This is a genomic window from Bacillus sp. EB600 (assembly GCF_024494385.1).
Taxonomy (GTDB): Bacteria; Bacillota; Bacilli; order Bacillales; family Cytobacillaceae; genus JAEVLT01.
The window spans coordinates 388779-413823 of sequence record NZ_JAEVLT010000001.1; the positions used below are offsets into that span (position 1 = coordinate 388779).

At 38.7% G+C, this 25045-nt stretch carries 29 protein-coding genes and 1 pseudogene; all 30 read right to left on the reverse strand.

Going from position 1 to position 25045, the window contains the following annotated elements:
- Positions 1-178: 178 nt before the first annotated feature.
- The 30 genes and pseudogenes from recN to JN080_RS02220 all read right to left on the reverse strand — a co-directional run bounded on the left by recN (position 179) and on the right by JN080_RS02220 (position 25039).
- Positions 179-1864: a DNA repair protein RecN gene (gene recN / locus JN080_RS02075; protein WP_256234220.1), complete on the reverse strand. Its 1686-nt coding sequence runs from the start codon at positions 1862-1864 to the stop codon at positions 179-181.
- A gap of 16 nt (positions 1865-1880) precedes the next feature.
- Positions 1881-2330 (reverse strand): transcriptional regulator AhrC/ArgR, encoded by a 450-nt coding sequence (gene ahrC, locus JN080_RS02080; RefSeq protein ID WP_256234221.1) that lies wholly within the window; start codon positions 2328-2330, stop codon positions 1881-1883.
- A gap of 132 nt (positions 2331-2462) precedes the next feature.
- Positions 2463-3308, reverse strand: coding sequence for a TlyA family RNA methyltransferase (locus JN080_RS02085; protein WP_256234222.1), 846 nt, complete (start codon positions 3306-3308; stop codon positions 2463-2465).
- Between the two features lie 3 nt (positions 3309-3311).
- The gene (gene dxs, locus JN080_RS02090) at positions 3312-5204 is read right to left on the reverse strand and encodes a 1-deoxy-D-xylulose-5-phosphate synthase (RefSeq protein WP_256234223.1); all 1893 of its coding nucleotides are present in this window, start codon (positions 5202-5204) and stop codon (positions 3312-3314) included.
- 385 nt (positions 5205-5589) lie between these two features.
- The gene (locus JN080_RS02095; RefSeq protein WP_256234224.1) at positions 5590-6483 is read right to left on the reverse strand and encodes a polyprenyl synthetase family protein; all 894 of its coding nucleotides are present in this window, start codon (positions 6481-6483) and stop codon (positions 5590-5592) included.
- A 3-nt stretch (positions 6484-6486) separates the two neighbouring features.
- The gene (locus tag JN080_RS02100; RefSeq protein WP_256234225.1) at positions 6487-6720 is read right to left on the reverse strand and encodes an exodeoxyribonuclease VII small subunit; all 234 of its coding nucleotides are present in this window, start codon (positions 6718-6720) and stop codon (positions 6487-6489) included.
- A gap of 1 nt (position 6721) precedes the next feature.
- Positions 6722-8068: an exodeoxyribonuclease VII large subunit gene (gene xseA / locus JN080_RS02105; RefSeq protein ID WP_305473606.1), complete on the reverse strand. Its 1347-nt coding sequence runs from the start codon at positions 8066-8068 to the stop codon at positions 6722-6724.
- A gap of 164 nt (positions 8069-8232) precedes the next feature.
- Positions 8233-9090: a bifunctional methylenetetrahydrofolate dehydrogenase/methenyltetrahydrofolate cyclohydrolase FolD gene (folD, locus tag JN080_RS02110; RefSeq protein WP_256234226.1), complete on the reverse strand. Its 858-nt coding sequence runs from the start codon at positions 9088-9090 to the stop codon at positions 8233-8235.
- Positions 9091-9111: 21 nt separating this feature from the next.
- A complete protein-coding gene (gene nusB, locus JN080_RS02115; RefSeq protein WP_256234227.1) occupies positions 9112-9504 on the reverse strand; it encodes a transcription antitermination factor NusB in 393 nt (130 codons plus the stop codon).
- Between the two features lie 246 nt (positions 9505-9750).
- The gene (locus tag JN080_RS02120) at positions 9751-10158 is read right to left on the reverse strand and encodes an Asp23/Gls24 family envelope stress response protein (protein ID WP_256234229.1); all 408 of its coding nucleotides are present in this window, start codon (positions 10156-10158) and stop codon (positions 9751-9753) included.
- A gap of 21 nt (positions 10159-10179) precedes the next feature.
- Complete coding sequence (gene accC / locus JN080_RS02125; RefSeq protein ID WP_256234231.1) at positions 10180-11532, reverse strand: acetyl-CoA carboxylase biotin carboxylase subunit; 1353 nt, start codon at positions 11530-11532, stop codon at positions 10180-10182.
- Between the two features lie 16 nt (positions 11533-11548).
- Entirely contained in the window at positions 11549-12064 is a 516-nt protein-coding gene (accB, locus tag JN080_RS02130) for an acetyl-CoA carboxylase biotin carboxyl carrier protein (protein WP_256234232.1), read from the reverse strand.
- A 294-nt stretch (positions 12065-12358) separates the two neighbouring features.
- Positions 12359-12943, reverse strand: coding sequence for a SpoIIIAH-like family protein (locus JN080_RS02135; protein ID WP_256234233.1), 585 nt, complete (start codon positions 12941-12943; stop codon positions 12359-12361).
- 19 nt (positions 12944-12962) lie between these two features.
- On the reverse strand, positions 12963-13613 hold the full coding sequence (gene spoIIIAG, locus JN080_RS02140) for a stage III sporulation protein AG (protein ID WP_256234234.1): 651 nt from the start codon (positions 13611-13613) through the stop codon (positions 12963-12965).
- Positions 13606-14235, reverse strand: a complete 630-nt coding sequence (spoIIIAF, locus tag JN080_RS02145) for a stage III sporulation protein AF (RefSeq protein ID WP_256234235.1) — start codon at positions 14233-14235, stop codon at positions 13606-13608. The genes spoIIIAG and spoIIIAF overlap by 8 nt, the downstream gene beginning before the upstream one ends.
- Positions 14236-14246: 11 nt before the next feature.
- Positions 14247-15278: pseudogene (spoIIIAE, locus tag JN080_RS02150) on the reverse strand (stage III sporulation protein AE); the annotation flags it as partial.
- Between the two features lie 209 nt (positions 15279-15487).
- Positions 15488-15877 carry a stage III sporulation protein AD gene (spoIIIAD, locus tag JN080_RS02155; protein WP_256234356.1) on the reverse strand — a complete coding sequence of 130 codons (390 nt, stop codon included), beginning with the start codon at positions 15875-15877 and terminating at the stop codon, positions 15488-15490.
- Positions 15878-15893: 16 nt separating this feature from the next.
- Positions 15894-16097: a stage III sporulation protein AC gene (gene spoIIIAC, locus JN080_RS02160; RefSeq protein ID WP_256234237.1), complete on the reverse strand. Its 204-nt coding sequence runs from the start codon at positions 16095-16097 to the stop codon at positions 15894-15896.
- Positions 16098-16108: 11 nt separating this feature from the next.
- Positions 16109-16624 (reverse strand): stage III sporulation protein SpoIIIAB, encoded by a 516-nt coding sequence (spoIIIAB, locus tag JN080_RS02165; protein ID WP_256234238.1) that lies wholly within the window; start codon positions 16622-16624, stop codon positions 16109-16111.
- On the reverse strand, positions 16625-17548 hold the full coding sequence (gene spoIIIAA / locus JN080_RS02170; protein ID WP_256234239.1) for a stage III sporulation protein AA: 924 nt from the start codon (positions 17546-17548) through the stop codon (positions 16625-16627).
- Positions 17549-17710: 162 nt separating this feature from the next.
- Positions 17711-18220: a TlpA family protein disulfide reductase gene (locus JN080_RS02175; RefSeq protein WP_256234240.1), complete on the reverse strand. Its 510-nt coding sequence runs from the start codon at positions 18218-18220 to the stop codon at positions 17711-17713.
- A 152-nt stretch (positions 18221-18372) separates the two neighbouring features.
- The gene (locus JN080_RS02180; protein WP_256234241.1) at positions 18373-18498 is read right to left on the reverse strand and encodes a CcmD family protein; all 126 of its coding nucleotides are present in this window, start codon (positions 18496-18498) and stop codon (positions 18373-18375) included.
- Between the two features lie 12 nt (positions 18499-18510).
- Complete coding sequence (locus tag JN080_RS02185) at positions 18511-19275, reverse strand: cytochrome c biogenesis protein (protein ID WP_256234242.1); 765 nt, start codon at positions 19273-19275, stop codon at positions 18511-18513.
- Positions 19276-19278: 3 nt separating this feature from the next.
- Positions 19279-19959, reverse strand: coding sequence for a heme exporter protein CcmB (locus JN080_RS02190; protein ID WP_256234243.1), 681 nt, complete (start codon positions 19957-19959; stop codon positions 19279-19281).
- On the reverse strand, positions 19956-20660 hold the full coding sequence (locus JN080_RS02195; RefSeq protein ID WP_256234244.1) for an ABC transporter ATP-binding protein: 705 nt from the start codon (positions 20658-20660) through the stop codon (positions 19956-19958). Before JN080_RS02195 ends, JN080_RS02190 begins: the two co-directional genes overlap by 4 nt.
- Before the next feature lie 24 nt (positions 20661-20684).
- Positions 20685-21671: a hypothetical protein gene (locus tag JN080_RS02200; RefSeq protein ID WP_256234245.1), complete on the reverse strand. Its 987-nt coding sequence runs from the start codon at positions 21669-21671 to the stop codon at positions 20685-20687.
- Positions 21668-22045: a hypothetical protein gene (locus tag JN080_RS02205; protein ID WP_256234246.1), complete on the reverse strand. Its 378-nt coding sequence runs from the start codon at positions 22043-22045 to the stop codon at positions 21668-21670. Before JN080_RS02205 ends, JN080_RS02200 begins: the two co-directional genes overlap by 4 nt.
- A gap of 12 nt (positions 22046-22057) precedes the next feature.
- Positions 22058-22561: a cytochrome c-type biogenesis protein CcmH gene (locus JN080_RS02210; protein ID WP_256234247.1), complete on the reverse strand. Its 504-nt coding sequence runs from the start codon at positions 22559-22561 to the stop codon at positions 22058-22060.
- A 1-nt stretch (position 22562) separates the two neighbouring features.
- Positions 22563-24548: a heme lyase CcmF/NrfE family subunit gene (locus JN080_RS02215; protein ID WP_256234248.1), complete on the reverse strand. Its 1986-nt coding sequence runs from the start codon at positions 24546-24548 to the stop codon at positions 22563-22565.
- Positions 24549-24574: 26 nt separating this feature from the next.
- Entirely contained in the window at positions 24575-25039 is a 465-nt protein-coding gene (locus JN080_RS02220; RefSeq protein ID WP_256234249.1) for a cytochrome c maturation protein CcmE, read from the reverse strand.
- Positions 25040-25045: the final 6 nt, after the last annotated feature.

The window sequence follows — 25045 nt, forward strand, 5'->3', positions numbered from 1 at the left end:
AGCTTTATATTTGGGTCGCAAAATGTCTATTTTCCACTCCATTGAAAATAATGATTCCCTTTTGCGGCGCTTCGCCCCTTTTCGTTAAAAGAAATGGTTACATCTTTAATTTTGCCTCGTTCCCTGTCATTTATAACCGATGGACATATAAAAAAAGCTACCCTGTTTGGATAGCTTTTCAAGTTTTTTTATTTACTGAAGCGATTTGTAATAGTTCTTCTGCGTGTTTTTTTGTTAAATCAGTGATTTCAACACCAGAAATCATTCGGCCAATTTCCGTAATTTTCTCATCGACTGTTAATGGGGTAACGGAAGTCTTAGTTCTTCCTCCTTTGATAATCTTTGAGATGTACAAATGAGTATCGGCCATTGCGGCTACTTGGGGCAAATGAGAAATGCACAATACTTGTGAATTATCAGCTACTTTATAGATTTTTTCAGCTATTGCCTGCGCCACTCGGCCGCTTACCCCTGTATCCACCTCATCAAAAATGATGGATGTAACGCCTTGATGTTTCGAAAATATGCTCTTTAAAGCTAACATGATCCTTGAAAGTTCTCCCCCTGAAGCGATCTTAGAAAGCGGTTTTAACGGCTCTCCAGGGTTTGTGGATAGATAAAACTCTACATGGTCAATCCCGTTTCTCGAAAAATTCGCCTTAGGCTCAAAGTGAATTTCAAAAACAGTTTTAGCCATATATAGTTCTTTTAGTTCCTTATGAATGTGTTTTGTCAGCTTTTCTGCCCATTTTTTTCGAATATCTGTTAATTGTTTTGCTTCAAGACTTAAATCTTTTCTTAGTGAGGTCAATTCCTTTTCTAATTGATCAATATATGTCTCTTTATTTTGTAAGGTTTCGATTTCCTCTTCTATTTTTGAAGCATATTCCAATATTTCTTCAATTTTACTGCCATATTTTCGTTTTAAATGATTAATTTCAGTCAGTCTGGCCTCAATTTCATTTATCCTTTGCGGGTCATACTCCAATTGATCTAATTCGTTTCTTAAAAACCTTGATGCATCCTCAAGCACATAATAGCTGTTTGCTACAGCCTCGTAAATGTCCTTATATGTGCTATCAAGAGATGCAGCGGCTTCCAGATGGCTCATGACTAAACTCACCCAATCAAGGCCTTTCTGCTCGCCTTGTAGCGCCATGGAGCTAGACTGCACCGCTTCAAAAATTCTTTCAAAGTTGTTTAATTTCGCTTTCTCCTCAGCAAGATCATCGTCTTCATTTAACTTAAGGTCTGCTTTTTGAATTTCGTCCAATTGAAATTGAATTAAATCGAGCCGGTGAGCAGTTTTCTGTTCGTTCTCGCTTAAAGCCCTTAGTTTGCCCTGGGTCTGTTCATAGCGATGAAAAACGGTTTGATATTCCAAAAGCGATCGAGCAATTTCATCAACGCCAAACTGATCCAGCAGCGACAAATGACGTGTTTCATCCATTAATTCCTGATGCTCATGCTGACCATGAATATCTACTAACGTCGACCCAATTTCTCGAAGGGTTGAGATTGTAACAAGTTTCCCGTTTACTCGACAGACACTTTTCCCTGTGCGGGAGATGTCACGTCTTAAAATAACCATTCCTTCTTCAATTTCAATACCAAATTCTTGTGCTTTTTGATAGCAGGGGTGCTTTTGATTATCTAAATTAAATAGCCCCTCAATTTCGGCTTTATCTTCACCATGTCGGACAAATTCTGAAGAACCTCGTCCACCTATAAGTAAGTGAATGGCATCAATAATAATTGATTTTCCTGCCCCGGTTTCCCCGGTTAAAACGGTCATGCCTTTGTCAAATGAAAGCGATAAGGCTTCGATGATCGCAAAGTTTTTAATTGATAGCTCACATAACAAGGTTATTCCCCCTTAGCTAAAGCATTTCAAGGAAACGGTCGGTAATTAGCTTTGTTTCTTCCGGCGTCCGGCAAATAATTAGGATTGTATCATCCCCGCAAATTGTTCCGAGAATTTCTTCCCAATCTAAGTTATCTATCAAAGCCCCAATCGCCATCGCATTGCCTGGTAAACATTTCATGACAAGCAGATGCCCGGCCACATCAACTTTTATAAAAGCGTCAATTAGAGCCCTTTTCAATTTTTGCAATGGATTAAATCGTTGGTCTGCAGGAAGGCTGTACTTGTAACGTCCATCCGCTAAAGGCACTTTAACAAGGTGTAATTCTTTTATATCGCGGGATACGGTTGCTTGTGTTACATTTACACCTGCATTTTTTAATTCGTCCACAAGGTCGTCTTGTGTTTCAATATCGTTATTTGAAATAATTTCCCTTATTTTAATATGACGTTGTCCTTTATTCATCATCTTTCACCTCATAAACGTTTAACCCAAAGCTAACAATATATATAGTCAGATATACACATATGTTAGCCCATTTTGACAAGCTTGTACATTTTAATTTTACATGAAATCGTAAAAAGGAATAAGCTCTGCTTATCCCTCATCTTTTACCGTGCCCTTCTTTAATTCTGAATGCGCTTCTTTAACGATCGTTTCCGGGTCCGTTGGTAAATGATCTATACCACTTTCCCGCTCACCCTCCCATTTTAAATGGAGAAGAAACTCAATATTGCCGTCGCCCCCGGTAATTGGCGAAAAGGACAAATTCATAATGCTATACCCTTCTGAAGTAGCAAAAGCAATAATTTTTTTGATCACTTCGAGATGAACCTTGGGATCACGAACAATTCCTTTTTTACCGACCTGCTCGCGTCCTGCTTCAAATTGTGGTTTAATCAAGGCTACAATATCGCTGCCACTCACTAAAAGTTTTTTTAAGGCAGGCAAAATTAATTTTAATGAGATAAATGAAACATCAATTGATGCAAAATTGGGCATTTCACCATTTAAGTCAGCAGGTGTTACATAGCGGAAATTCGTGCGCTCCATGACGATAACCCTTTCATCCTGACGGAGCTTCCAGGCCAGCTGATTGTAGCCAACATCAAGTGCATAAGACATTTTAGCACCATTTTGCAATGCACAATCGGTAAAGCCGCCTGTAGAGGCACCTATATCCAATAGTACTTTCCCGTTCACATCAACATCAAAAACCTTGAGAGCTTTTTCAAGCTTTAGCCCGCCTCTGCTAACATAGGGCAGTACATTCCCTTTTATGGAGAGTGGAATATCAGCGTTTACCTTTTCTCCTGGTTTATCAAGCCGCTCCTCATTGGTAAAAACAAGGCCTGCCATAATCGATCTTTTCGCTTTTTCCCGGGTTTCTGCGAGCCCTCGTTCGACAAGTAAAACATCTATACGTTCTTTTCTAATTTTCATAATCTATGCCCTTCGTTGTTTTTTCCGAGCAAGGATGGTTAATCTTTTGCCCACTTCGTTAGAAGTTAGTCCAATTTCCTCAAGCAAAGAATCAACATCACCGTGCTCAATAAAGCGGTCTGGAATCCCCATTCTGTCAATTACAGCATTGTAAAAGCCCTCATTATTGGCAAATTCAAGAACAGCACTGCCGAATCCTCCTTGCAGTACAGCTTCCTCTATAGTTAATATTGGCATTTTTTCCTTCAAAAGCTTTAACAGCATGTTTTCATCTAAAGGCTTTAAAAACCTTGCATTCACTACTTTAACAGAGATGCCTTTTTTCTCAAGCTTTCCCGCTGCCTCGATTGCCATAGGAATAGTTGTGCCAAATGTCAGAATGACAGCGTCTTCCCCTTCTTTTAGTACCTCCCATGTTCCAATTGGAATGGAGTGCAGGTTTTCATCCATAGGGACACCAAGACCATTTCCACGCGGAAACCTCATCGCAATCGGACCATCATCATAATTTATTGCTGTATAAACCATGTGTTGTCCTTCATTCTCATCTTTTGGCATCATCAGGACAATATTCGGTATATGCCGTAAAAATGCAATATCAAAAACGCCTTGATGTGTTTCACCGTCCGCACCAACTAATCCAGCACGGTCAATCCCAATAAATACGTTTAAATTTTGCCTGCATATATCATGAACGACTTGATCATATGCCCGCTGTAGAAAGGTTGAATAAATTGCGAGAAACGGCTTCATTCCCTGTGTTGCTAAGCCTGCTGCTACTGTTGCCGCGTGTTGTTCAGCAATGCCAACATCGAACATTCGGTCAGGGAACTCACTCGCAAAGCCTTCAAGTTTAGATCCAACCGGCATAGCTGGTGTAATTGCAACAATCCGTTCATCTGTACGAGCCAGCTTCCTTAAAGTTTCACTGACAAGACTGCTCCAGGCTGGCGGTGCATTTACTGGCTTTACAAAAGCACCTGTATCCATCTTATAGGGGCCTGTTCCATGCCATGTACCGGTTCTGTCCATTTCAGCTGGAGAAAAGCCTTTTCCCTTTTTCGTAATTACATGGAGTAAGACAGGTCCGCTGGTTTTTTTCGCGTGGCCTAAGCTTTCAAATAGTGCTTCAAAGTTATGTCCATCAACAGGTCCTAAATACGTGAAGCCCAATTCTTCAAAAAATATTCCGGACACCAATAAGTACTTAAGGCTATCCTTTATTCTTTCAGCCGTAGCAGCGAGCACTCCACCAACTGCAGGGATTTTTTTAAGAAGGCTTTCTAACTCATCCTTCGCCCATTGGTATTTTCCAGCCGTGCGCAGTCTGCCAAGAATCGTGTGAAGTGCACCGACATTTGGGGCAATTGACATCTCATTATCGTTTAATACAACGATCATATCTTTTTTCTCATGACCGATATGATTTAATGCCTCTAACGCCATTCCGCCTGTTAAGGCTCCATCGCCAATAACAGGAATGACGTACGAATCTTCTTTTTTCAAATCACGAGCAATCGCCATACCCATTGCAGCAGATAAGGAAGTAGAGCTATGGCCTGTCTCCCATATATCATGTTCACTTTCCTGCCGTTTTGGAAACCCGGAGAGCCCTTTAAATTTCCGCAATGTATCAAATTGACTTGCCCGGCCAGTTAAAATTTTATGGACATAGGATTGATGGCCAACATCCCATATAATTTTATCCTTCGGACTATCAAAGGATTTATGTAAAGCAAGGGTTAATTCAACTACACCTAAGTTGGGTCCAATATGGCCTCCAGTCACAGAAAGCTTTTCAATTAAGAATTGGCGGATCTCCTTACTCAGCTTTTCCAATTCATTATTTGTAAGCCCGTTTAAAAAGGAAGGATTTTTTATTGATAACAGATCCATTTGGACCACTCACTTTCATACTTTTCTAGGAGGATTTGTTAGTAAAATAAAAGAATTTATTTCATTGAACTTTGAAATCTGTCTAGCTCCGACGCACAGGATGTGCTAGTGCCAACGTTGCCGCCAGGACGGCGGCGCTTTTAGTCGGCCAGCGCCCAGCGACTAGTGTACTTCGCCCACCTCCCTACGATAAGTCAACATCGAATCGCTTTCGCTCTCGTGTTTCCTTTATCTCAGTCGGTGTGCTCCAGTCCTGTCGTGCGCTAAACGGGCGCTTCCGCTTTTCTTTAAAAAAAGCCGCTAACACAAACGTGATAACGGCTGAATTACGTTTTATCAATATAAATGATTATATCATAATTAAAAGACTGCCTCAAATTAGTTTTTAATGGTCTCTTGAGGCAACTAAATCCGTTATTTCGAGAAGAATATTGGTGTTTAAACTTGTCTTTTGTAAATATTGCTTTGCTGCCTGGATATGTTTTTTCAATGCTTCTTTTGCACCAGCCATTGATAACAACAGCGGATAAGTGCTTTTATGATTAGCTGTGTCACTTCCAACTGGCTTACCAATTAAATCGACATTTCCTTCTACATCAAGAATATCATCGCGAATTTGAAATGCAAGTCCAAGATGATGAGCAAATCTTGATAGGTTGACTAGTTCTGCTTCGCTTGCGCCAGCAATAATGGCTCCGGCGAGCACACAAAATCCTAAAATTTTGCCGGTTTTATGAACATGGATATACTCCAGTTCAGCAAGAGACAGGTCCTGGTCCTCTCCTAACATATCCGCAACTTGCCCACCAACCATTCCCTCCGTCCCCGCAGCTTTTGCCATTTCAATCATCAGCTTTACTTTTGTCTCAGGAGATGCAAATTCATTTGGCGTTTTTCCGATTACTTCAAAGCTGTATGTGAGTAAAGCATCTCCAGCCAATACAGCAACGGCCTCTCCAAACACTTTATGGTTTGTAGGCTTTCCCCGTCTTAAGTCATCATCATCCATGCATGGCAGGTCATCATGAATTAACGAATAAGTGTGAATCATTTCGATTGCACAAGCAGTCTGCAACCCTTGAATTGGTTCGAGTCCAAATGCATCCAATGTTCCAAAAATTAGTAAAGGGCGAATCCGTTTTCCCCCTGCTTCAAGCGAATATTCCATAGCATCCTTGATAATCGGAGGAGCATCAAGTCGATTTACTAAGTTCCGAAGTTCACCATCTAATAGCTGTTTGTATTCCTTTGCAAATGAATCCAACAACTTAGTTTCCAATTTTCATTCCTCCTCTGTTATCGTAAAGCTCTCCCGACGGCCATCTTCAGTAATAATTTGTGCCAATTGTTCTTCTACATTTTTTAATTTATCATGACAAAGCTTTGAAAGCTCCATACCTTCTTTATAAATGGCTATAGCCTCCTCAAGGGGAACATCGCCTTCTTCAAGACGATCAACAATTTCTTCGAGCTTATTCATTGCTTCCTCAAAAGATAACTTTTTCTCTTCTTCCATCTTATTCACTCTCCTTAATATTATCCACCTTACACAGAAGGCTGCCATCTGCTAGCTGGATCTGAATTTCATCTTTTTGCTTGACTTGCTTTATGCTTTTAATAAGCCGATGTTCCTGGGTATAAGCAAGGCTGTATCCCCGCTCCATTATTTTCAATGGGCTTAACGCTTGTAAGGTTGCAAGCATTCGATCGTATTTGGTTTGTTTATTGATTAGAATTTGCTGCATTGCTCTTTCAAAGTCTTTTTGCGAACGAGCAAAAAGATCAGTAGCCTCCTTAAGCAGTTCACTCGGAGACTTTTGGACAAGTCGTTTGTAAAGAGTATCCTGTTGAGATGCTTTGACCAAAGTAAGCCGTTCCGCTCCTTTTATAAGCCTTTCTGTCAATTTATCAACTTGTTCAAGCTTTTGTTGATAGAGCCGCTCAGGATAGCGAAACGCATATGACTTTTTCAATCTGCTTAGGTGCTCTTTTTCAAATCGAAGTCGCTCTTTGACTGCTCGGACTAACCGGGTTTGCCGTTGGAGAACTCTTTCTAATAACTCATCAATATGTGGAACCGCAAGTTCAGCAGCCCCTGTTGGAGTCGGTGCACGCAGGTCGGCTACAAAATCTGCAATCGTGAAATCAGTTTCGTGTCCAACAGCGGATATGATCGGTATGATTGATGCGAAAATAGAGCGGGCGACTAATTCCTCATTAAATGCCCAAAGCTCTTCAATCGATCCCCCTCCGCGCCCGACAATTAAAACATCTATTTCAGTTAATTTGTTGGCTTTTTCTATTGCCTTAGCAATGGAAGAGGCCGCATTCTCACCCTGAACCAGAGCCGGAAAAACAAGTATATTTGCGATTGGAAAACGTCGTTTAATTGTCGTAAGGATATCTCGAATTGCCGCTCCTGTTGGGGAAGTAATGACCCCAACAGTTTTCGGAAACAACGGAATTGACTTTTTCTTCTCAATTGCAAATAACCCTTCCACTTCAAGCCTTTGTTTTAATTGCTCGTAGGCTAGGAACAATTCACCGATCCCATCTGGCCGCATTTCTTTTACATAAATTTGATATTGCCCGCTTGGCTCGTAAACTGATATTTCTCCCCTAATAATGATCTTCATTCCATTTTCCGGAATAAACTTCAATGTTCGGGAATGGCGTGAAAACATTACAGCCAAAATGCGTGCTTTTTCGTCTTTTATCGTAAAATACATATGCCCGCTTGAATGCGCCTTAAAATTTGATATCTCACCTTTCACATAAATATCTTGTAAATGAGGATCATAATCAAATTTTCTTTTTATGTATTTGGTTAATGCAGATACAGTTAAATATTTAGGCTCCAGCATATCATTACTCCTAACCAGGATGTAAAAATGAAAAACAGTCCTTATCAATATTTGGCACCAAATCTTTTTTCAAAAGAATTGGATACTAAATACCAGTAATAATAAGGACCAGCTAAAATTTTTTATTGAATTGCTGACTGTCTTTAATGGCAGTCATTCTTAATCTACATCTCTTCTTCTACCTTTTGCGCTGCTTTTAAAGTATTGAACATTAGCATCGTTATCGTCATCGGTCCAACTCCTTTTGGAACCGGGGTAATAAAACTTGCCTTTTCCTTTACTTCGTCAAACAAGACATCACCGCAAAGTTTTCCTTCTGCATTTCGGTTCATTCCTACGTCAATTACAACAGCGCCTTCCTTTACATACTCTGCTGTAATGAAATTTGCTTTTCCAATTGCACAAACAAGAATATCAGCTTGCTTTGTATGATATTTCAAATCCTTGGTTTTTGAGTGACAATAGGTCACTGTCGCATTTTGATTTAGGAACAATTGTCCTGCTGGTTTTCCGACGATATTGCTTCGTCCAATAACAACTACATGCTTCCCTTCAATAGAAATTCCCGTCTCCTCTAACATGACCATCACACCATAAGGAGTACATGGCAAAAAAGCATCCTGCCTTGTCATCATTCTGCCAATGTTAATTGGGTGAAAGCCATCAACGTCTTTTAATGGAGAGATCGCTTCAATCACCTTTGTATCATTAATATGCTTTGGTAACGGCAGCTGCACAAGAATACCATGAATACTCTTGTCCTCATTTAATTCGTAAATTTTATTCAGCAGTTCCGCTTCGCTAATGCTCTCAGGAAATTCTACTAATACTGAATGCATTCCAAGTTCAATACATGTTTTTTGTTTGTTTTTCACATAGGTTCTTGATGCCTGATTATCTCCTACTAAAATAACAGCCAAGCCAGGCGTAATCCCTTTTTCTTTAAGTCTTTTAACACCTTCTGCAATTTCATCCTTTTTTTTCTTTGCTATTTCTGTTCCACTGATGAGTTGTGCGGACATAAAGTTTATCCCCCTTTAATATTAAAAAAGTTCCTGCTTAACCTTTGATAATACTCCGTTAATAAATTTACTTGATTGATCGTCACCATAAAGCTTGGCAATTTCAATTGCCTCATCAAGAACAACCTTCTCAGGCACTTCATCATGTTCGTACTTTAGCTCAAATATGGCCATCCGAAGCAAATTACGATCAACTGTAGCCAAACGATCTATGGACCACTTTTCAAGATTACTTTTAATCAATTGGTCAATTTCATCCAGGTGATCAACCACACCTATAACAAGCCTTGTTAAATAATCATCATTATGTTCCCCTTCTAAAACATGTTCAATTGCTGAAGAAGGTTCTGAACTGCTTACATCAATTTGAAAAAGAGCTTGCAACGCCTTTTCCCTTGCTGTTCTTCTTTTCATTATACCGTTAACTCCTTTATGTATAGTGATTGTTTTTGTCTAAATAGTAAAATACTTCATCATGTGTACAGTAGCAAGAAGCGGTTACTACAGTTAATTTACATCTTGCAACTTTCATGCCAAACTGTCTACAAGGAGTTTTGTTCATAAAAAGATAATAGCATATCTTAAACCAATTCGCACTGCAAGGTGAAATATTTTTGAAGCAGAGAAAAACCAAAGGAAGAATTCCTTTGGTTTCATTCTTTAAATCTCTTGTTCATTGTCTAGTTCCGTTTTTTGGTTTTCAAATTGAATCCCTACAATATGAATATTTACTTCCTCTGCCTCTAAAGCCGTCATATTTAGCAAGGTTTGCCTAATGTTATCTTGGATTTTTTGGGCAACTGTAGGAATGGAGACACCAAACTTCATCACGCAGTAAACATCTACCTTAATACCTGATTCCGAAAGGTCAACCTTTACACCTTTCCCATGGTTCTTCTTCCCAAGTCGCTCCACTACGCCTGCTGCAAAATTACCGCGCATTTGGGCGACACCTTCTACTTCAGAAGCAGCAATACCAGCAATTACTTCAATTACTTCGGGAGCAATTTCTACCTTACCGTGCCCATTGTTATCTTGGTTCATCTCTAAGACATTGTTCTCACTCATCAAGACACCTCCAGATTTTTGCTAAGAATTCATCACATCATTCAATTCGAGGAATTTCGTATTGAACTGACCTTCGACGAACTTTTTATTTTCGAGCAATTTTAAATGAAATGGAATGGTGGTGTATATTCCTTCCACCACAAATTCACTTAACGCCCGTTTCATTCTGGAAATAGCTTCTTCCCTGCTGCTTCCATATGTGATGACTTTTGCAATCATGGAATCGTAATAAGGTGGAATCGAATAACCAGGATAGGCTGCGGAATCAATCCGAACACCCAAACCTCCAGGTGGTAAGTACATTTTAATTTTTCCTGGAGAGGGCATAAAGTTCTTTGCTGGATTCTCTGCATTGATCCGGCACTCCATTGCCCAGCCATTAAAAGTAACATCTTTTTGAGTCATAGACAATTTTTCTCCCGAAGCAACTTTTATTTGCTCCTTGATTAAATCAGTGCCTGTAACCATTTCCGTTACTGGATGCTCCACCTGTATCCTCGTGTTCATTTCCATAAAATAAAATTTCCGATTGCGGTAGTCATAGATAAATTCTATCGTGCCTGCACTGGAATAATCAACTGCTTTTGCAGCTTTAACGGCCGCATTTCCCATTTCTTCACGAATTTCTCCATCTAATGCTGGTGAAGGAGACTCCTCGAGCAGTTTTTGAAGCCTGCGCTGGATGGAGCAATCTCTTTCACCCAAATGAATCACATTCCCGTATAAATCACCAAGGACTTGAATTTCAACGTGGCGGAAATCTTCAATGTATTTTTCAATATAAACCCCAGGATTTCCAAACGCAGTTGCTGCCTCTTGCTGGGTAATATTAATTCCCTTAACTAAATCATCCTCATTTTTAGCGACGCGAATTCCTTTGCCCCCGCCGCCGGCAGTCGCTTTAATAATAACTGGATAACCAATTTTATTTGAAAGTTCGATTGCCTCGTCAATGCTATTAATGATGCCAGTTGAACCAGGTACAATAGGAACTCCTGCCTCGCGCATCGTTTCCCTGGCAATATCCTTTGTTCCCATTTTTGTAATTGCTTCAGGACTTGGTCCAACAAAGGTAATCTTGCATTCCCTGCATAGTTCCGCAAAATCTGCATTTTCAGCCAAAAACCCATATCCTGGGTGAATTGCGTCACAGCCTGTAAGTGTGGCAACGCTAATTATATTTGTGTAATTTAAATAACTATCCTTTGACGAGGTTGGTCCAATGCAGTATGCTTCATCTGCTAGCTGTACATGTAACGCTTCACGGTCTGCCTCTGAATAAACAGCTACAGATTCAATGCCCATTTCCCGGCAAGCTCGAATAATCCGAACAGCGATTTCACCTCTGTTTGCAATTAACAGTTTCTTAATCATCCTGTTACCCTCGCTCCTATTCTGCCTTTACTAAAAATAAAGGCTGACCGTATTCTACTAATTGTCCACTTTTAGCAAGGACTTCAACAATTTCTCCATTTACTTCTGCTTCAATCTCATTAAATAGTTTCATTGCTTCTACGATACAAACGATCGAGTCGTTTGATACCTTTGATCCTGCTTTTACATAGACATCAGCATCTGGTGATGGAGAAGCATAGAATGTTCCAACCATTGGTGAAGTAATTTTATGTAGTTCTGAAGCTTCTTCTGCCTGTCTAGCCTCTGCTTTTGATTGTTCCGAAACAACTTCCTGTTTTAGTGCAGCAGGTGCAATTACTTGTGTTTCTGGAGCAGGTATACTAACAGGTGTTGCCTCAACAGCTTGCAAAACAGGTTTTACAGTTGTTACAGCTTCGACAACATTTTTTTTCATTTTAATTTTCGACCCTTCATGCTCATAAACGAACTCATCAATGCTTGATTGGTCTACTAGTTTAATTAACTCGCGGATCTCTTGTACTTTTAACATTTTAAACACCCCTCGACCTTCTGTTTGTTACTAGCTATTAATACTATACGATATAATCTTGCAATAGTTCAATGATGATAAAAAATGCTTTATCACTTTCAGCTTTTCCATTCCTATTACATATTAATATTTTTTAAGGGAAATGTGAACTTTTAACCCCGAATTTTCATAAAATTGTTATATAACAGTATAAACAAGGAGATCTTTGTCTGAAATCGTTTTTGTTTACATAAAGAAAAAAGAAAGCGCACGCTTTCTTTTTAGGGTTTAAACCGGAGTTATCTCGAAGAATCTTTATTTAGAAGGCTGAAATTCAACAGCCACATAGTTTGTTTCGCCAATTTCCTTCTTTACCAACTGGATGATATCATTTGCAGCAGAAGGAGAATGTTTTTTCTTTGATTTTACGGTAATATTTACTTTTTCTCCATCAGCGCGAACAAGTGCATCTTCGTAGCCCATTGTTTTAATTAACGTTTCCAAAACTTCTTCCTTTTGAGCTGTTTCGCTTAATTTTTGCATTTGATCATAAGCCTCGCTGCGTTTATCAGCAGGAAGGTCTGTCGATGCAACTTCTGCTTCTAAGTCCTCCTTTTTCTGGCTGCGCTGGTCCTCTAACTGCATCCGAAGCTCTTCAAAAGCATCATCGCCTGCCACCGTGGTAACCACTGTTTTCTCACTGTTTACAGCAGTTTTTTGTTTACTGTCCGCTGCATTTGTACTTACCGTTGGATCCTTTGTGGTTTGATCCTTTGCCTTTTGTTCCACTGCAGCAAGATCATTTCCTTTTTGTTCTGGGGAAGTAATATAGTAAACCGATAAAACGACCACCAAACTTAGCATTGTTAATAACCATACTGTTTGTTTTTTCAAAAGCATCTTAAAATCAATCCTCCTTTTATTTTTTAGGCATTACGGCTACGCGATAACTTGGAACGCCAAGAGCTCTTGTAACAGCCTCGACTATCCATTTCTTGACCTGGATATTCTCAGCGCCTTTGGCAACGACGAGAACCCCACGGATTTTTGGTTTTTTTGTTTGCAAGACAATCGGGACTTCTTTATCACCATTACGAATAATGACCATCTGTTCATCTACAGAAGTATCCTGTACTTTTCGCTTTCCACCATCACGATCTGTTTCATTCGTTGTTTGGTTTTTTGAAGACTTATTTTTTTCCAGTACTTTTTCTTCTGTACTGTCAATATTTACAACAACCCTTACATCATTAACACCTAGCATTTCATCAAGTGCAGCTTTTAGCTGGCTCTCATATTCCTGCTCATAATCGGTAATGGCTTTGTTTCCAGTACTTTTATTTATGCCAAAAGCGGGTACATCCTCTTGGCTTGACTGTGTTGACTTTAAAGCAGGAAGATCGGGGGCCGCTGTTGGTTTTTTAAATAAAAGGTTACTGGCCAGCATAAATGCAGCGCCGATACATAAAACAAGAATCATATAGCGGTATTTTCCAGCTTTCTTTTCTGATTGGTCTTCCTTTGAAAGCCATTGTTTTAAACGGGTTATTGGTCCTCGGTTTTTATCCATTCGTGTGGGCTTCCCCCCCTTCAATCGAAACTTCAATCGTATTTTCATCTACATTCCATTTTTTCGAAAGAAATGCTGCGATTTCTTCGCTTTTATCTGCCGTTTTTTTGGGTGAAAGAGGTTTTTTTGTATTAACTTCAATTCGTTTTACAACTTCGACTGTCTGGGCGTTGCTTGCTGGTTGTATAAGATGAACAGTAACTTTTTGCAGATTCTTAGGGAATGTTTGATTACTTTTTTCATTAGTTGAAATTTCGACTTTGTCAATTTCTAAACTGTACTGTTTCATCAACTCCTCTGCTACGCCCTTTTTTAGTTGGACAGCCATTTGTTCTAAAATATATGCATGCTCGGTCGCTTGTATTTCTCTTTTCTTCATTTCAATTGAATTTTTCATATTTTTTTCATTCAATGAATTCAAGGAAGGCAGTGACGCGAGCGTTGCCTCAAAATCCTTTGAGGTGAGTTTAAGAATAGGTGTAAGGATAATAGCAATTAACAGCAATCCGGTTACCATCTTGGTATATTTCTGCATGCTTGAGTTGGGCAAAAGCATATCAATCACTGTAGCCAGGAGAATAAATAAGATAATATTTGTAACCCATTCGATTAAAAAAGACATATATCCTCTCCCTACCTCATCATCATTGTTACATTACCAGCTGCAACAATGACTGTTATGCTTAAAAAGAACATAAGTGAAACAATCGCTAATGCTGCAAAAACATAGATGACGCTTTTTGAAATAATATCTAAACAGCTAATGATGGGACCTCCGCCTAAAGGCTGAAGTATAGCGGCTGCAAATTTATAAATAAAAGCAATCATTAGAATTTTTATGGCTGGAAAAGCAACAATAATTAATAGAATCGCTACACCGGCAATCCCTACCGAATTTTTGAGAAGAGCCGATGCACTTACAACTGTATCTGTCGCATCTGTGAACATTCTTCCGATGACAGGTATAAAGTTTCCAGTAATAAATTTGGCTGTTTTAATTGTAATACCATCTGCTACTGCTGTTGAGGCACCTTGAACCGAGATAACGCCTAGGAAAACGGTTAAGAACAGTCCCATGAGACTGATGCTCCAGTTCCGCAGTAAACCAGCTAATTGAGTGACCTTGTAATTTTCACTCATCGTGCTGACAATGCTTAATAGCGCTCCTAAAAACAGCAGGGGCAGGATGACATATTGAATTAGAAGCCCGCTCGTGTTCATTAAAAATAAAATGACAGGGTGAAAAAACGCTGCAGACACTATCCCGCCAGATGCCGCCATTAAAGCCAGCAGTAACGGGATCAGCGCAAGAACAAATGAGATCATGGTCCCGATTGTTTCATTTGTATAATTCATGGCAATGTGAAAGCTATTTAATGCCAAAATAACAAGAACCATATAAACAATTGAGTAGGCAACTTTGCTAACTGTACTTTTTTCGAATGCATTTTGTAATGATTGAAGAAACATGCTAAAAACAGTCAGCAAAATTAACGAACCCAGTAATTTTCCATTGGCAAGAAATTCATGAAAGACAAATTTTAAAATAGCTTCGCTCCATTGTTTAAAAGAGAATTTTTTATCCCCCTTGATAAAATCATAAAGACTCCCTTTTTGATTCTCAGGAAGAAACCCTCCATACTTGCTTGAAATGTCTTCCCAAAATTTTTTAAGATCCGTTAAGTCCAATGCTTTCAACTGAGAATCTACTAATTCTTGGGAGAAAGTTGCTTTATTCCTTCTGCAGTTTGACTTTCCTCTGAAGCTTGTACACTATGACTCAATAAAAAAAAGAAAAGAAGAGTGATAATAGAGATAAACTTTAGCCGCTGCTTCAATTGTTTCACCCCGTTTATATAGAAAAAATGTGCATTTTAGCTTGGAATAAGTTTAATAACTGTCTCAATCATTACTGTTAAGATCGGGATCGCCATTGCCAGGATAATAATTTTTCCGGCTAGTTCAATTTTTGAAGAAATCGCACCTTGGCCTGCATCTTTTGTTATCTGTGCTGCAAATTCGGCAATATAGGCAATACCAATGATTTTTAAAATAGTTTCCACATAAACCATATTGACCTTTGCATTGACGGCTAATTTTTCAAGCATATTAATAATTTCATAAATTTTATCAACTAGAAAAAGAAAGATCGTACAGCCAACAAATACAACAAGGAGAAACGCAAAATTTTGTTTTTGCTCCTTTAGTATCAGTGCAAGAAATGTCGCTACTAAAGCTAATCCGACTATTTTTATGATTTCAATGGCCGCTTCCCCCTCTCTATTGATATAAAAAAACTGATTTTATTTTTTGAAAGAGATCATCGACAATCGTAGCAACTTGAAAAAGAATGTAAATAAAGCCAAAAAGCGTTACCCATTGGGCATATTCTTTTTTTCCAACCTGATCAAGGACAGTATGCAAAAATGCAACGACAATTCCGACTCCGGCAATTTTAAAGATAATGTCCACTTCTAACCCCATTGCTTTTCCCCCTAAATAAATAAAATAATCAATAACAATCCCGAAAGGAGCCCGAGACTCTTCACCATTTTTTCATATTTCATCTGCTTATCCCGGGCGTCCGCTTCTTCTCTTTCTAAATGGGTGAGGGTAAGCATAATTTGTTTTTGCTGCGATAGCCGATCATGGCGGCCAAGCGTTTCTCCAAATTGTTTCATGATTTCAAATTCCCCCTGTTTTAGAGCGGTTTGTTTCCATACCTCTTTTAAACTGGCCTCCCAGGCTTCTCGTACAGTTGTTTCCGTATCAGTTAATTTCTTTGCAAAGTCTGCAAAAAATCCGGCTAATGGTTTGGATAATTGTTCTGCAAGTCTCCCGGCTGCTTCATGTAACGGTGTTTGTCCATACATAATTTCTGCCTCAAGAGATTGAAGTGAAGATTTTAATAATCTAAGCTGTTTAGGCCGTTCGCTCAAATGCCGCGCTGCCTCAAAACCAGTCCAAGTGGTCGCAATCATAATTAAAATGGCACCAATTAGCTTGATCATTTACCTCACACTCACTTTTCGACTCATTTCATTTCCGTTTCCATCAAATATATGGGCAATTGTTCCTGGTCCCTGTTTTCTGCTAAGGACGATATAACGCTGGAAAATATCCTGGTCAAGAATCTCTCTTAGCGACGGGCGTTTCCTTATATCAGCAAGGCTGTTACCATGTGTAGTCATCATTAGCTTTATTCCGGCATGTACAGCTTCCATAATCGCCTCTGCATCTTCCTTCCTGCCAATTTCATCGACGATCAAAACATCTGGGCTCATCGAGCGAATCATCATCATCATTCCCTCTGCCTTCGGACAGGCATCAAGGACATCGACACGGTGCCCAAAGGTTAATTGTGGAACCCCATTTACACAACCGGCAATTTCGGAACGTTCATCAACAATCCCCACCTTGACTGCTGGACGAGCATTGTTTGAATCACCCGATGAAATTGCTCTGGCCAAATCTCTTAATAAGGTTGTTTTTCCAGTTTGGGGCGGGCCAATAATCATGGTATGCATCCATTCACTCATAAAAACATAAGGAATGATCGAATTAGCTATTCCGGTTCTTTCCTTGGCAATCCGTATGTTAAAGGATGAAACATCCCGAATCGCTTTTACTTTCCCTTCCTCAAGAATGACCTTTCCAGCAAGACCGATTCGGTGCCCCCCTGAAACAGTTATATACCCGCGTTTCAATTCTTCCTCAATCGCATAAATGGAAAAGTGACTAATTTTATTCATTAAATGGAAAGCATCTTCCGGTAGAATGACATAAGGTAAAAAAACTAACGCTCCATCCATAGTAATTTCAATTGGTCGATTAATCCGAATCCTTATTTCTTCTATTCCTTCTTGTTGGGAAGGAGGAATTCGATTTATCATATCCGCAATAGTTTTAGGTAAGAATCTAATTATTGTTTCCAAATTTTTACCTCCCTGCTGCTTGTCTCATTAGTTAAAATGTATTCTTAGTTACAAACATTATGCCTTTGAATTCATGTAAACTTTGGGTCTTTGTAAAGTAAGCCTTTTATGAAAGAAAAAAGGATTTAGCCATCAATCCTGGTTAAATCCTTACGATCAAATCTATTTATCATATTTTTTCACAAAGCTGTATAGTTGGTTTTCAGTAAGCGGACCATTATAATGTTCCCTTATTACTCCACCTCTATCAATTATAAATGTCTCAGGCTGGCCCGTTACATTATAAATTTTAGAGATCTTTGCATTATAATCGAATAAATAGATTGCAGGGGTATCATATTTTTTCAGAAAGGTTTTTACCCGATCCTTGGTTTCACCCCTATTCAACATAACAAGTTTATATTTACTTCCGTAATCTTTGGCAAATTGCTCTAATTCAGGTGCTTCATCTTTACAAGGCTCACACCAAGTAGCAAAGTAGTTGATAATTACCATATTACCTTTAAGATCGGAGAGCTTTGTCGTAGAGCCCTCCAAATTAGGCAGTGAAAAATTATAGGCTTTATCGCCAACATCTGTTTTTTTGCCTTGATTCACTAAGCCATAGGCGAAATAGCCAAACATTCCGATTAAAAGAATTAACACGAGCGGTTTAATAACTCGCTTATTCATTCCGTTTCCTCCTAACACCAGGAAGTTAATCAAATTAGCAGTTATGGTTCTGATGGTTGCTGCAAAAGACCTGTTCCTTAAACAGGTCTTTTATTTTGATAATAAGTACTAACGGTTAAACTTTGAGAACTGTCTAGCTTCAGCGCCCGCTTTTATTTCTCTAACTGCTTAAGAAATTCGATTTCCTTTTTAAGGCTTTTATGACGTTTACCCAAAATAAGCAAGTACCCAAAGATAATCAACCAAATTGCTGAATATGCTGCATATACAAATGCCATTTAAATCTCCTCCTATTTTTCTAAATCCTCACGTAATTTTTCTTTATATTGATTTACTTTAATTCTCATATTCTCAAAAGATACTCCTTCATAAAGAAGATACGCATAAAGGAAGGTCAAAGCGGCAATTGAAACTAGTAAAGCTACCAGCATATTTCCTTCAATTCCTCCGCCTTGTTGGGAAACACCATTTCCAAACACGATTGGATGAAGCTTTGTCTGCCACCAGCGAATCGCAAAGAAAACAATCGGTACATCCGCAAAACCAAGGATTCCAAAAACAGACGCAAGTCTAGCTTTCTTATCCCAGACCCCGTCCATTTGGCGAATCATGATGTAGGCCACATAGATAAACCAAAGAATAAGTGTCGTTGTTAAGCGTGGTTCCCAGACCCACCAGGTATTCCAGGCAGACTTTGCCCAAATTGGTCCGGTCACTAATACCATTGTTGTAAAAACTACTCCTAGTTCTGCGGATACATAGGCATATGTATCAAAAATTCTCTTTCTTTTTACAAGATACAAAATACTAAAGATAAATGTTACGAAAAAGGCTAAAAATGCAGTAGATGCTGAACCAACATGGAAATAAAAGATTTTTTGCACGATGCCCATTGTTTTTTCAATATGGGCATACATAAAAATGAGATAAATTGCCGCTAATATGGTTACAACGGTCCCAGCAAACAAAACTTTTGATACAAGTGGGCTGCTCGTGCTCTCAACCAGTTTTGACTCAGGGAGGACCATATGCTCCTGTTCGAGATTCATACTCATCTTTTACACCTCCAAAACGTAGTCTATTAATAAGAAACAAAGAACAAAAAAGATAACATCATAGGCAGATACTAATTGAATCCATGCCAGTGCACTCGAGATTTTTTCCATATTCGTTAAGGTAATTCTAGTTGCTTGAACGACACCAATTAAGATCGGACTTGTAATTGGAAAAAGCAGAAGCGGAAGAAGCATTTCACTGCTTTTTGAATTTGCAGCCAGCGCCGCTAAAAAAGTCCCAATACTAATAAAGCCAAAACTTCCGATAAAGACTACTAAAATGAAGTATGGCAAACTTCCCGTAATCTTAAAATTAAACAATAAGAAAAGGAATGGGATTGAAACGATTTCAACAACCAAAATCATCGCAAAGTTGGCAAAAAACTTTCCTAAATAGATACTTGCAGCCTCCATCGGAGCAATTAATAATCCTTGCATCGTATCATTCCGCTGCTCAGATATGAAGGATCTATTTAATCCTAAAATTCCCGAAAAAACAACGATCACCCATATAACCCCTGGGATAACAGCTTGAGTTGTATTATTAGCCGGATCAAAAGCGAAGCTGAACACTAAAATAACCAGCCCGGCAAAAATGATCATTGTTACCAAAATTTGCTTTGTCTTTAACTCAGAATACAAATCTTTTTTTGCAAGCAGGAGGGCCGTTCTAAATAGTGTCATGATACTCCCTCCACTTGAAGCTGATATTTTTCGTTAACAAGGTTTAGATCTCTTTCGCCTAGCTTAAAGTCATCCACAATTTTTCCATTTTTAACGATCAAAATTCGATCACAGATTTCAGCAGCTTGTTTAAAATCATGAGTCACCATCAATGTTGTTGTTCCTTTTTCTTTCATGGAAACGATCACATGATTGAGAATGCTAATGGCCCCTTGATCGAGTCCAGTATGCGGTTCATCCAAGTAAAGGGCTTTTGGGTTTTGGATAATCGCTCTGGCAATCGCAATTCTCTGGATCATTCCTCGAGAGAAGTTTTTTACTGGTTCATTTAAGAAAAAGGACAACCCTACTTCTTTTACCAGTTCGATCGCTCTTTCCTCCGGATTTTTAACTCCATACAGTTTCCCAAAGAAAACAAGGTTTTCTAATGGAGAATATTGGTCGTAAAGTAAGCTGGAATGGGGTAAATAACCGAAAAGCTTTTTAATTTCAAGCTGGTTTTTTTTCAAATTCAGTCCATTAATCACCACTTGACCGGTTGTCGGCTTTATAAGAGTTGCAAGCACTTTAAGAAGTGTGCTTTTACCTGCACCGTTTGGGCCGAGAATCGCAACTGTCTCTCCCTGTGTGATGGAAAGGTCAATACCGCGTAGGATTAATTTATTATCTGCTTGTTTCGTAAGGCCCTTTATGTCAATCAACTGCAATCACTCCCATTCCAACCATTACTCGATAAATTGCCGTAAACCTACTTTCACTTGCACTAAATGCTCTTTATAGGCTGCAAGCTTTTTATGGTAATCCTCCTCTGACAGTAATCCATCGCCATGTGTTTCTTCGAGTTCAATGATTTTATCGAGAATTGTCTTTTGTTTAGACATTAACAACCTAAATGCCTTTTCCTCCTTGTCTGCTCCGGTTCTACCCTCTTCCAATTTTGCCTTCCTTCTAAAATAGACATAATAAGAAAGACCAGCTAGAATAATTGCAATGAGGACAATTAAAAAGATATGTGGATTAAAACTGTGCAGTGCTGATTGTTCCCACATCCTGACATGCCCTGGATTATGAAAAGCCGGAGCCGACTTCGTTATGGAGCTATTACTAGTACTTTTCGTTTGTGACTGGGAGGTAACATTTTCCGGTTTTTTATCCTTGTCATACACCATTGAAAATGTTTGATTAGCTTGAATCCCTTCAACACTATATCCAATATAATTTTGACCATCGAATTTAAAGGTGCCTTGATTCGTAGCCTCCGCGCCCTGGAAGGAGATGCTTCCCATTCCCTCAGGGACCAAAAACTGCATCTGCTGGACAGAGTAATCAAACTTCAAATTTATTTGCTTTCCCTTTGGCATTTTATAGCTATATGGCAATACTTCAGTTTGATTAGCTGGAATCGGATTGGTTGTAATAAAACCAAAATCGGTTTGTTTAATAGCAATCTTATTGTCTAAAAAATTCAAATCAGTTGCTCCCGCAGGCAATGTTACTTTTAACACGGCTTCACTTGAACCGTCCCCTTTATACTCCGAGGATGATTGATTGGTAAAGTTGGCCATATTCATCATGGTTGTTGAACCATCTTCCGCAGTACTTACAACAAGGTAATGCATATCAATTGAAATCTTCTGATTGGATGCCGCCAACCCAGCTGTTGGGATCAATAACAATAAGCCAAGAAAGAAGATGGTGATTTTTTTGATCACTTTTCATCCCCCTTTTTTTGCACGTGGCTTTTCATTGCTGCTTCTATTTCACGTTCTACCTCAGCCATCAAATCGTTATCAACGGGTTGTTTCACCAGCTGATCTTCCTCTTCCTTCATGAGTACAGCTATTTGTTCCTCGTATTGTTTTTTCAAATTTTTATAATCGATATTTGAAATTTTATCCATTTTAAATTCGAATTCGATTTCATTAAGTGTTGATAATAGTGTTTCTTTCGTGTGTGCTAAATCCCCACCATTTATATTTAGCTTTAGGTAGCTATCCCATTTAAACAATGGGGAGATGACTAGGAAGAGGCAGCCAAGTATAAGAGCTGCTGTAAAAACCATTGAAATGATTGAAATATCATGCATTATGTTCACATCCTAAAGATACTTTTTTCGTTCCTCTTCGATTATGGATGAAAGGATTTCCCTTTCAATATCCTCTTCCTCGTTATCATTCTCAATGATAGGTTCATCTGTTTCCTTTTTCTTAACCCATTTTCGAATAACAAAGAATATAGCCAATGCAGCAATTCCAAGTGCTACGAAAGGAAGAATCCAAGCAGTTAAGCTAAAACCGCTTTTCTCAGGAGCCGTCAAAATTTCCTCACCGTAGATGTTGATATAGTACTTGCGAATTTTATCTTTGTCCCAGCCCTTATTCATCATCCCGACAAGATCCTTTTTAAAAGCTTTTGTCAGACTGCATGTATTTGGGTCACATTCAAAATGATCTTGGCCGCAGCCGCACGTACAGGCAAACTGGGAAGCTACCGCTTTAAATTCGGCAGATTTATAATCAATTGTTTTCGCTTCGGCACGGAAAAAGGATCCTTGAAAAATAAACAATAGTAAGAGGAGGCCGATCATAAATTTTTTACTCACATCAAGACACCTCTTTACGAACTCCTGCATATCTAGGAGTGATATTTTGATATTTTCCATTCCATATAGCAAACAATGCTCCAATGACAATCATAAATGAACCAATCCATAACCAATCCATCATTGGATTAACCTTTACAAGGAATGTAGCCTTACCATCTTCTTGCCAGGTACTTAAAACGATATATAAATCCTCTTTAAGTGAAGAAATAATGGTAACCTCTGAGGAAGGCTGATCCTCAGTACTGTTATAAAATATTTTTTTAGGCTCGTAGGAACCTAGCTTTTTTCCGTCTTTAAAGACTGTTACATCAGCATAAACAATGTCATTATTATTTTCTTTTTTCTGATCAAGTCGATCATAATTAATTCGGTAGTCTTTTATTTCAATAGAATTACCTAAACCAACAGTTTTCATTGTTTGTAAATCATAGTTTTGAGAACCAATGATTCCCATCGCAATAAAGGCAATGCCAAGGTGAACCATATACCCACCGTAACGGCAGCGATTTTTAACCATCAAGCGGTAAAGGGCAACAAGCGTATTTTCTTTCGTCATTTTTCTTCTTGCTTTTACCCCTCGATAAAATTCCAAAAAGTGGGTGATAAATAATAGAATAATTACTCCATAGCCAATTACTGCCCAAGCCTTTTGAATACCCAAAACAACCATAAGGAGCATTCCGATTACCGCTAAGATCGCTGGGATTAGAAAGTTTTTCCTTAAATTTTTTACGCTAGATCTTTGCCAAGCAAGTAGCGGACAAACAGCCATAACAAACATCATACCTAATAGAATAGGTGATTCAACGGTATTAAAGAATGGCGTACCTACTGTTACTTTCGTACCTCGTACAGCTTCAGAGACTAATGGAAAAATTGTTCCCCAGAATACTGCAAAGGCTGCACCTACCAACAGAAGGTTATTAACCAAGAAAGAACTTTCTTTCGAGACGAACGATTGGAACTCACCTGCGCTGCGTTTTAAAAGATTAAATCTGCTCATTAACACATATAGTGCACCAATAACCGCGATGCCCATGAAAACTAAGAAGTATAATCCTAAATTCGAATTTGCAAAGGCATGAACGGAAGTTAGGACACCACTACGTACTAAAAATGTTCCAAAAAGAGTTAATGCGTAAGAAATAATAATTAAACTAATATTCCACACTTTAAGCATATTTTTACGTTCTTGAATCATAACCGAGTGTAAAAATGCTGTTGCAGTCAACCATGGCATGAAAGAGGCATTTTCGACCGGATCCCATGCCCAGTAACCGCCCCAGCCGAGCTCAACATATGCCCATTGACCGCCAAAGATATTTCCTAAGCTTAGGAACAACCAAGCAATGATTGTCCAACGTCTCGTCATTTTAATCCAAAAATCATCCATATTTTTCATTATTAGAGCTGCCATTGCAAATGCAAATGGAACTGACAGTCCAACATAGCCAAGATACAGTGTTACAGGATGAATAATCATCCCTGGATTTTGCAGCATTGGGTTTAATCCTCTTCCATCAGCAGGAACAGAAGTTAAAAGTGCAAATGGTTTTGCAACAAACCCAAGAATAAAGAAGAAAAAGACTGCATTAGCCATTAGGATAGCAACAATATATGGAATCATTGGATTACCTTTCATTTTCCTTGAATAGGTAATCATAAAAGCATAGAGTGTTAAAAAGAACGTCCATAATAGCAATGAACCCGCATTACTTGCCCACAAAGCTGTTAGTTTATAAATCAGTGGCAGATCTCTGCTCGTATAATCAGTAACAGTTGAATATTGAAATTGTGAAGTTCCTAATAAATAAAATAAGGAAAGCATCGCGAGACCAGCGCAAATGAAAACGGAAACGATACCGCCCTTACCGCTATTAATGAATTTCTGGTTTTTAGTGCTGATCCCTAATGTCAAAATAAGTAATGAATAGATTGCGAGAGCTAAACCAAGATAAACTGTTGCGTTAGCAAATAAAAACATTTTGTCACCTTCTTATCGGCTGCGTATTATTTTTTTGGAGTCGTTGGCACGTTTAAAGCTTCTTTATGTGTCTTAGGATCATAGCCCGGCATATCTTTAACGTCCTTTCCTTCATATTTAGAAGGACATCTTGTTTGAATATCTTCAGCTTTAAAGGAAGCATTTCCTGTTGGTGATCCCTTTAGAATAACGGTGATACCCTCAGTAAAGTTATCTGGTTTTACTCCATGATACTCAGCATGAAGCATGTTTCCACTCTTGTCCTTTAAATCGAATTTCAATTGAATTTTGTCTGCATCCCACTGAATTGACTTTTCGATTAGTAACCCTTCGACTGTCACAAAATCATTTTTATGTTGATCCTGTGTAGCTAATAATTGTTTCATTGTTAGTTCTACTCCACTTGAACCAGGGGTTGCTGCCATTAACAGGAAGACAATTGCACCTGCAATTATAAATCCCCCTATTAAAACCATTGTGTTTTTTTTCATTTCATC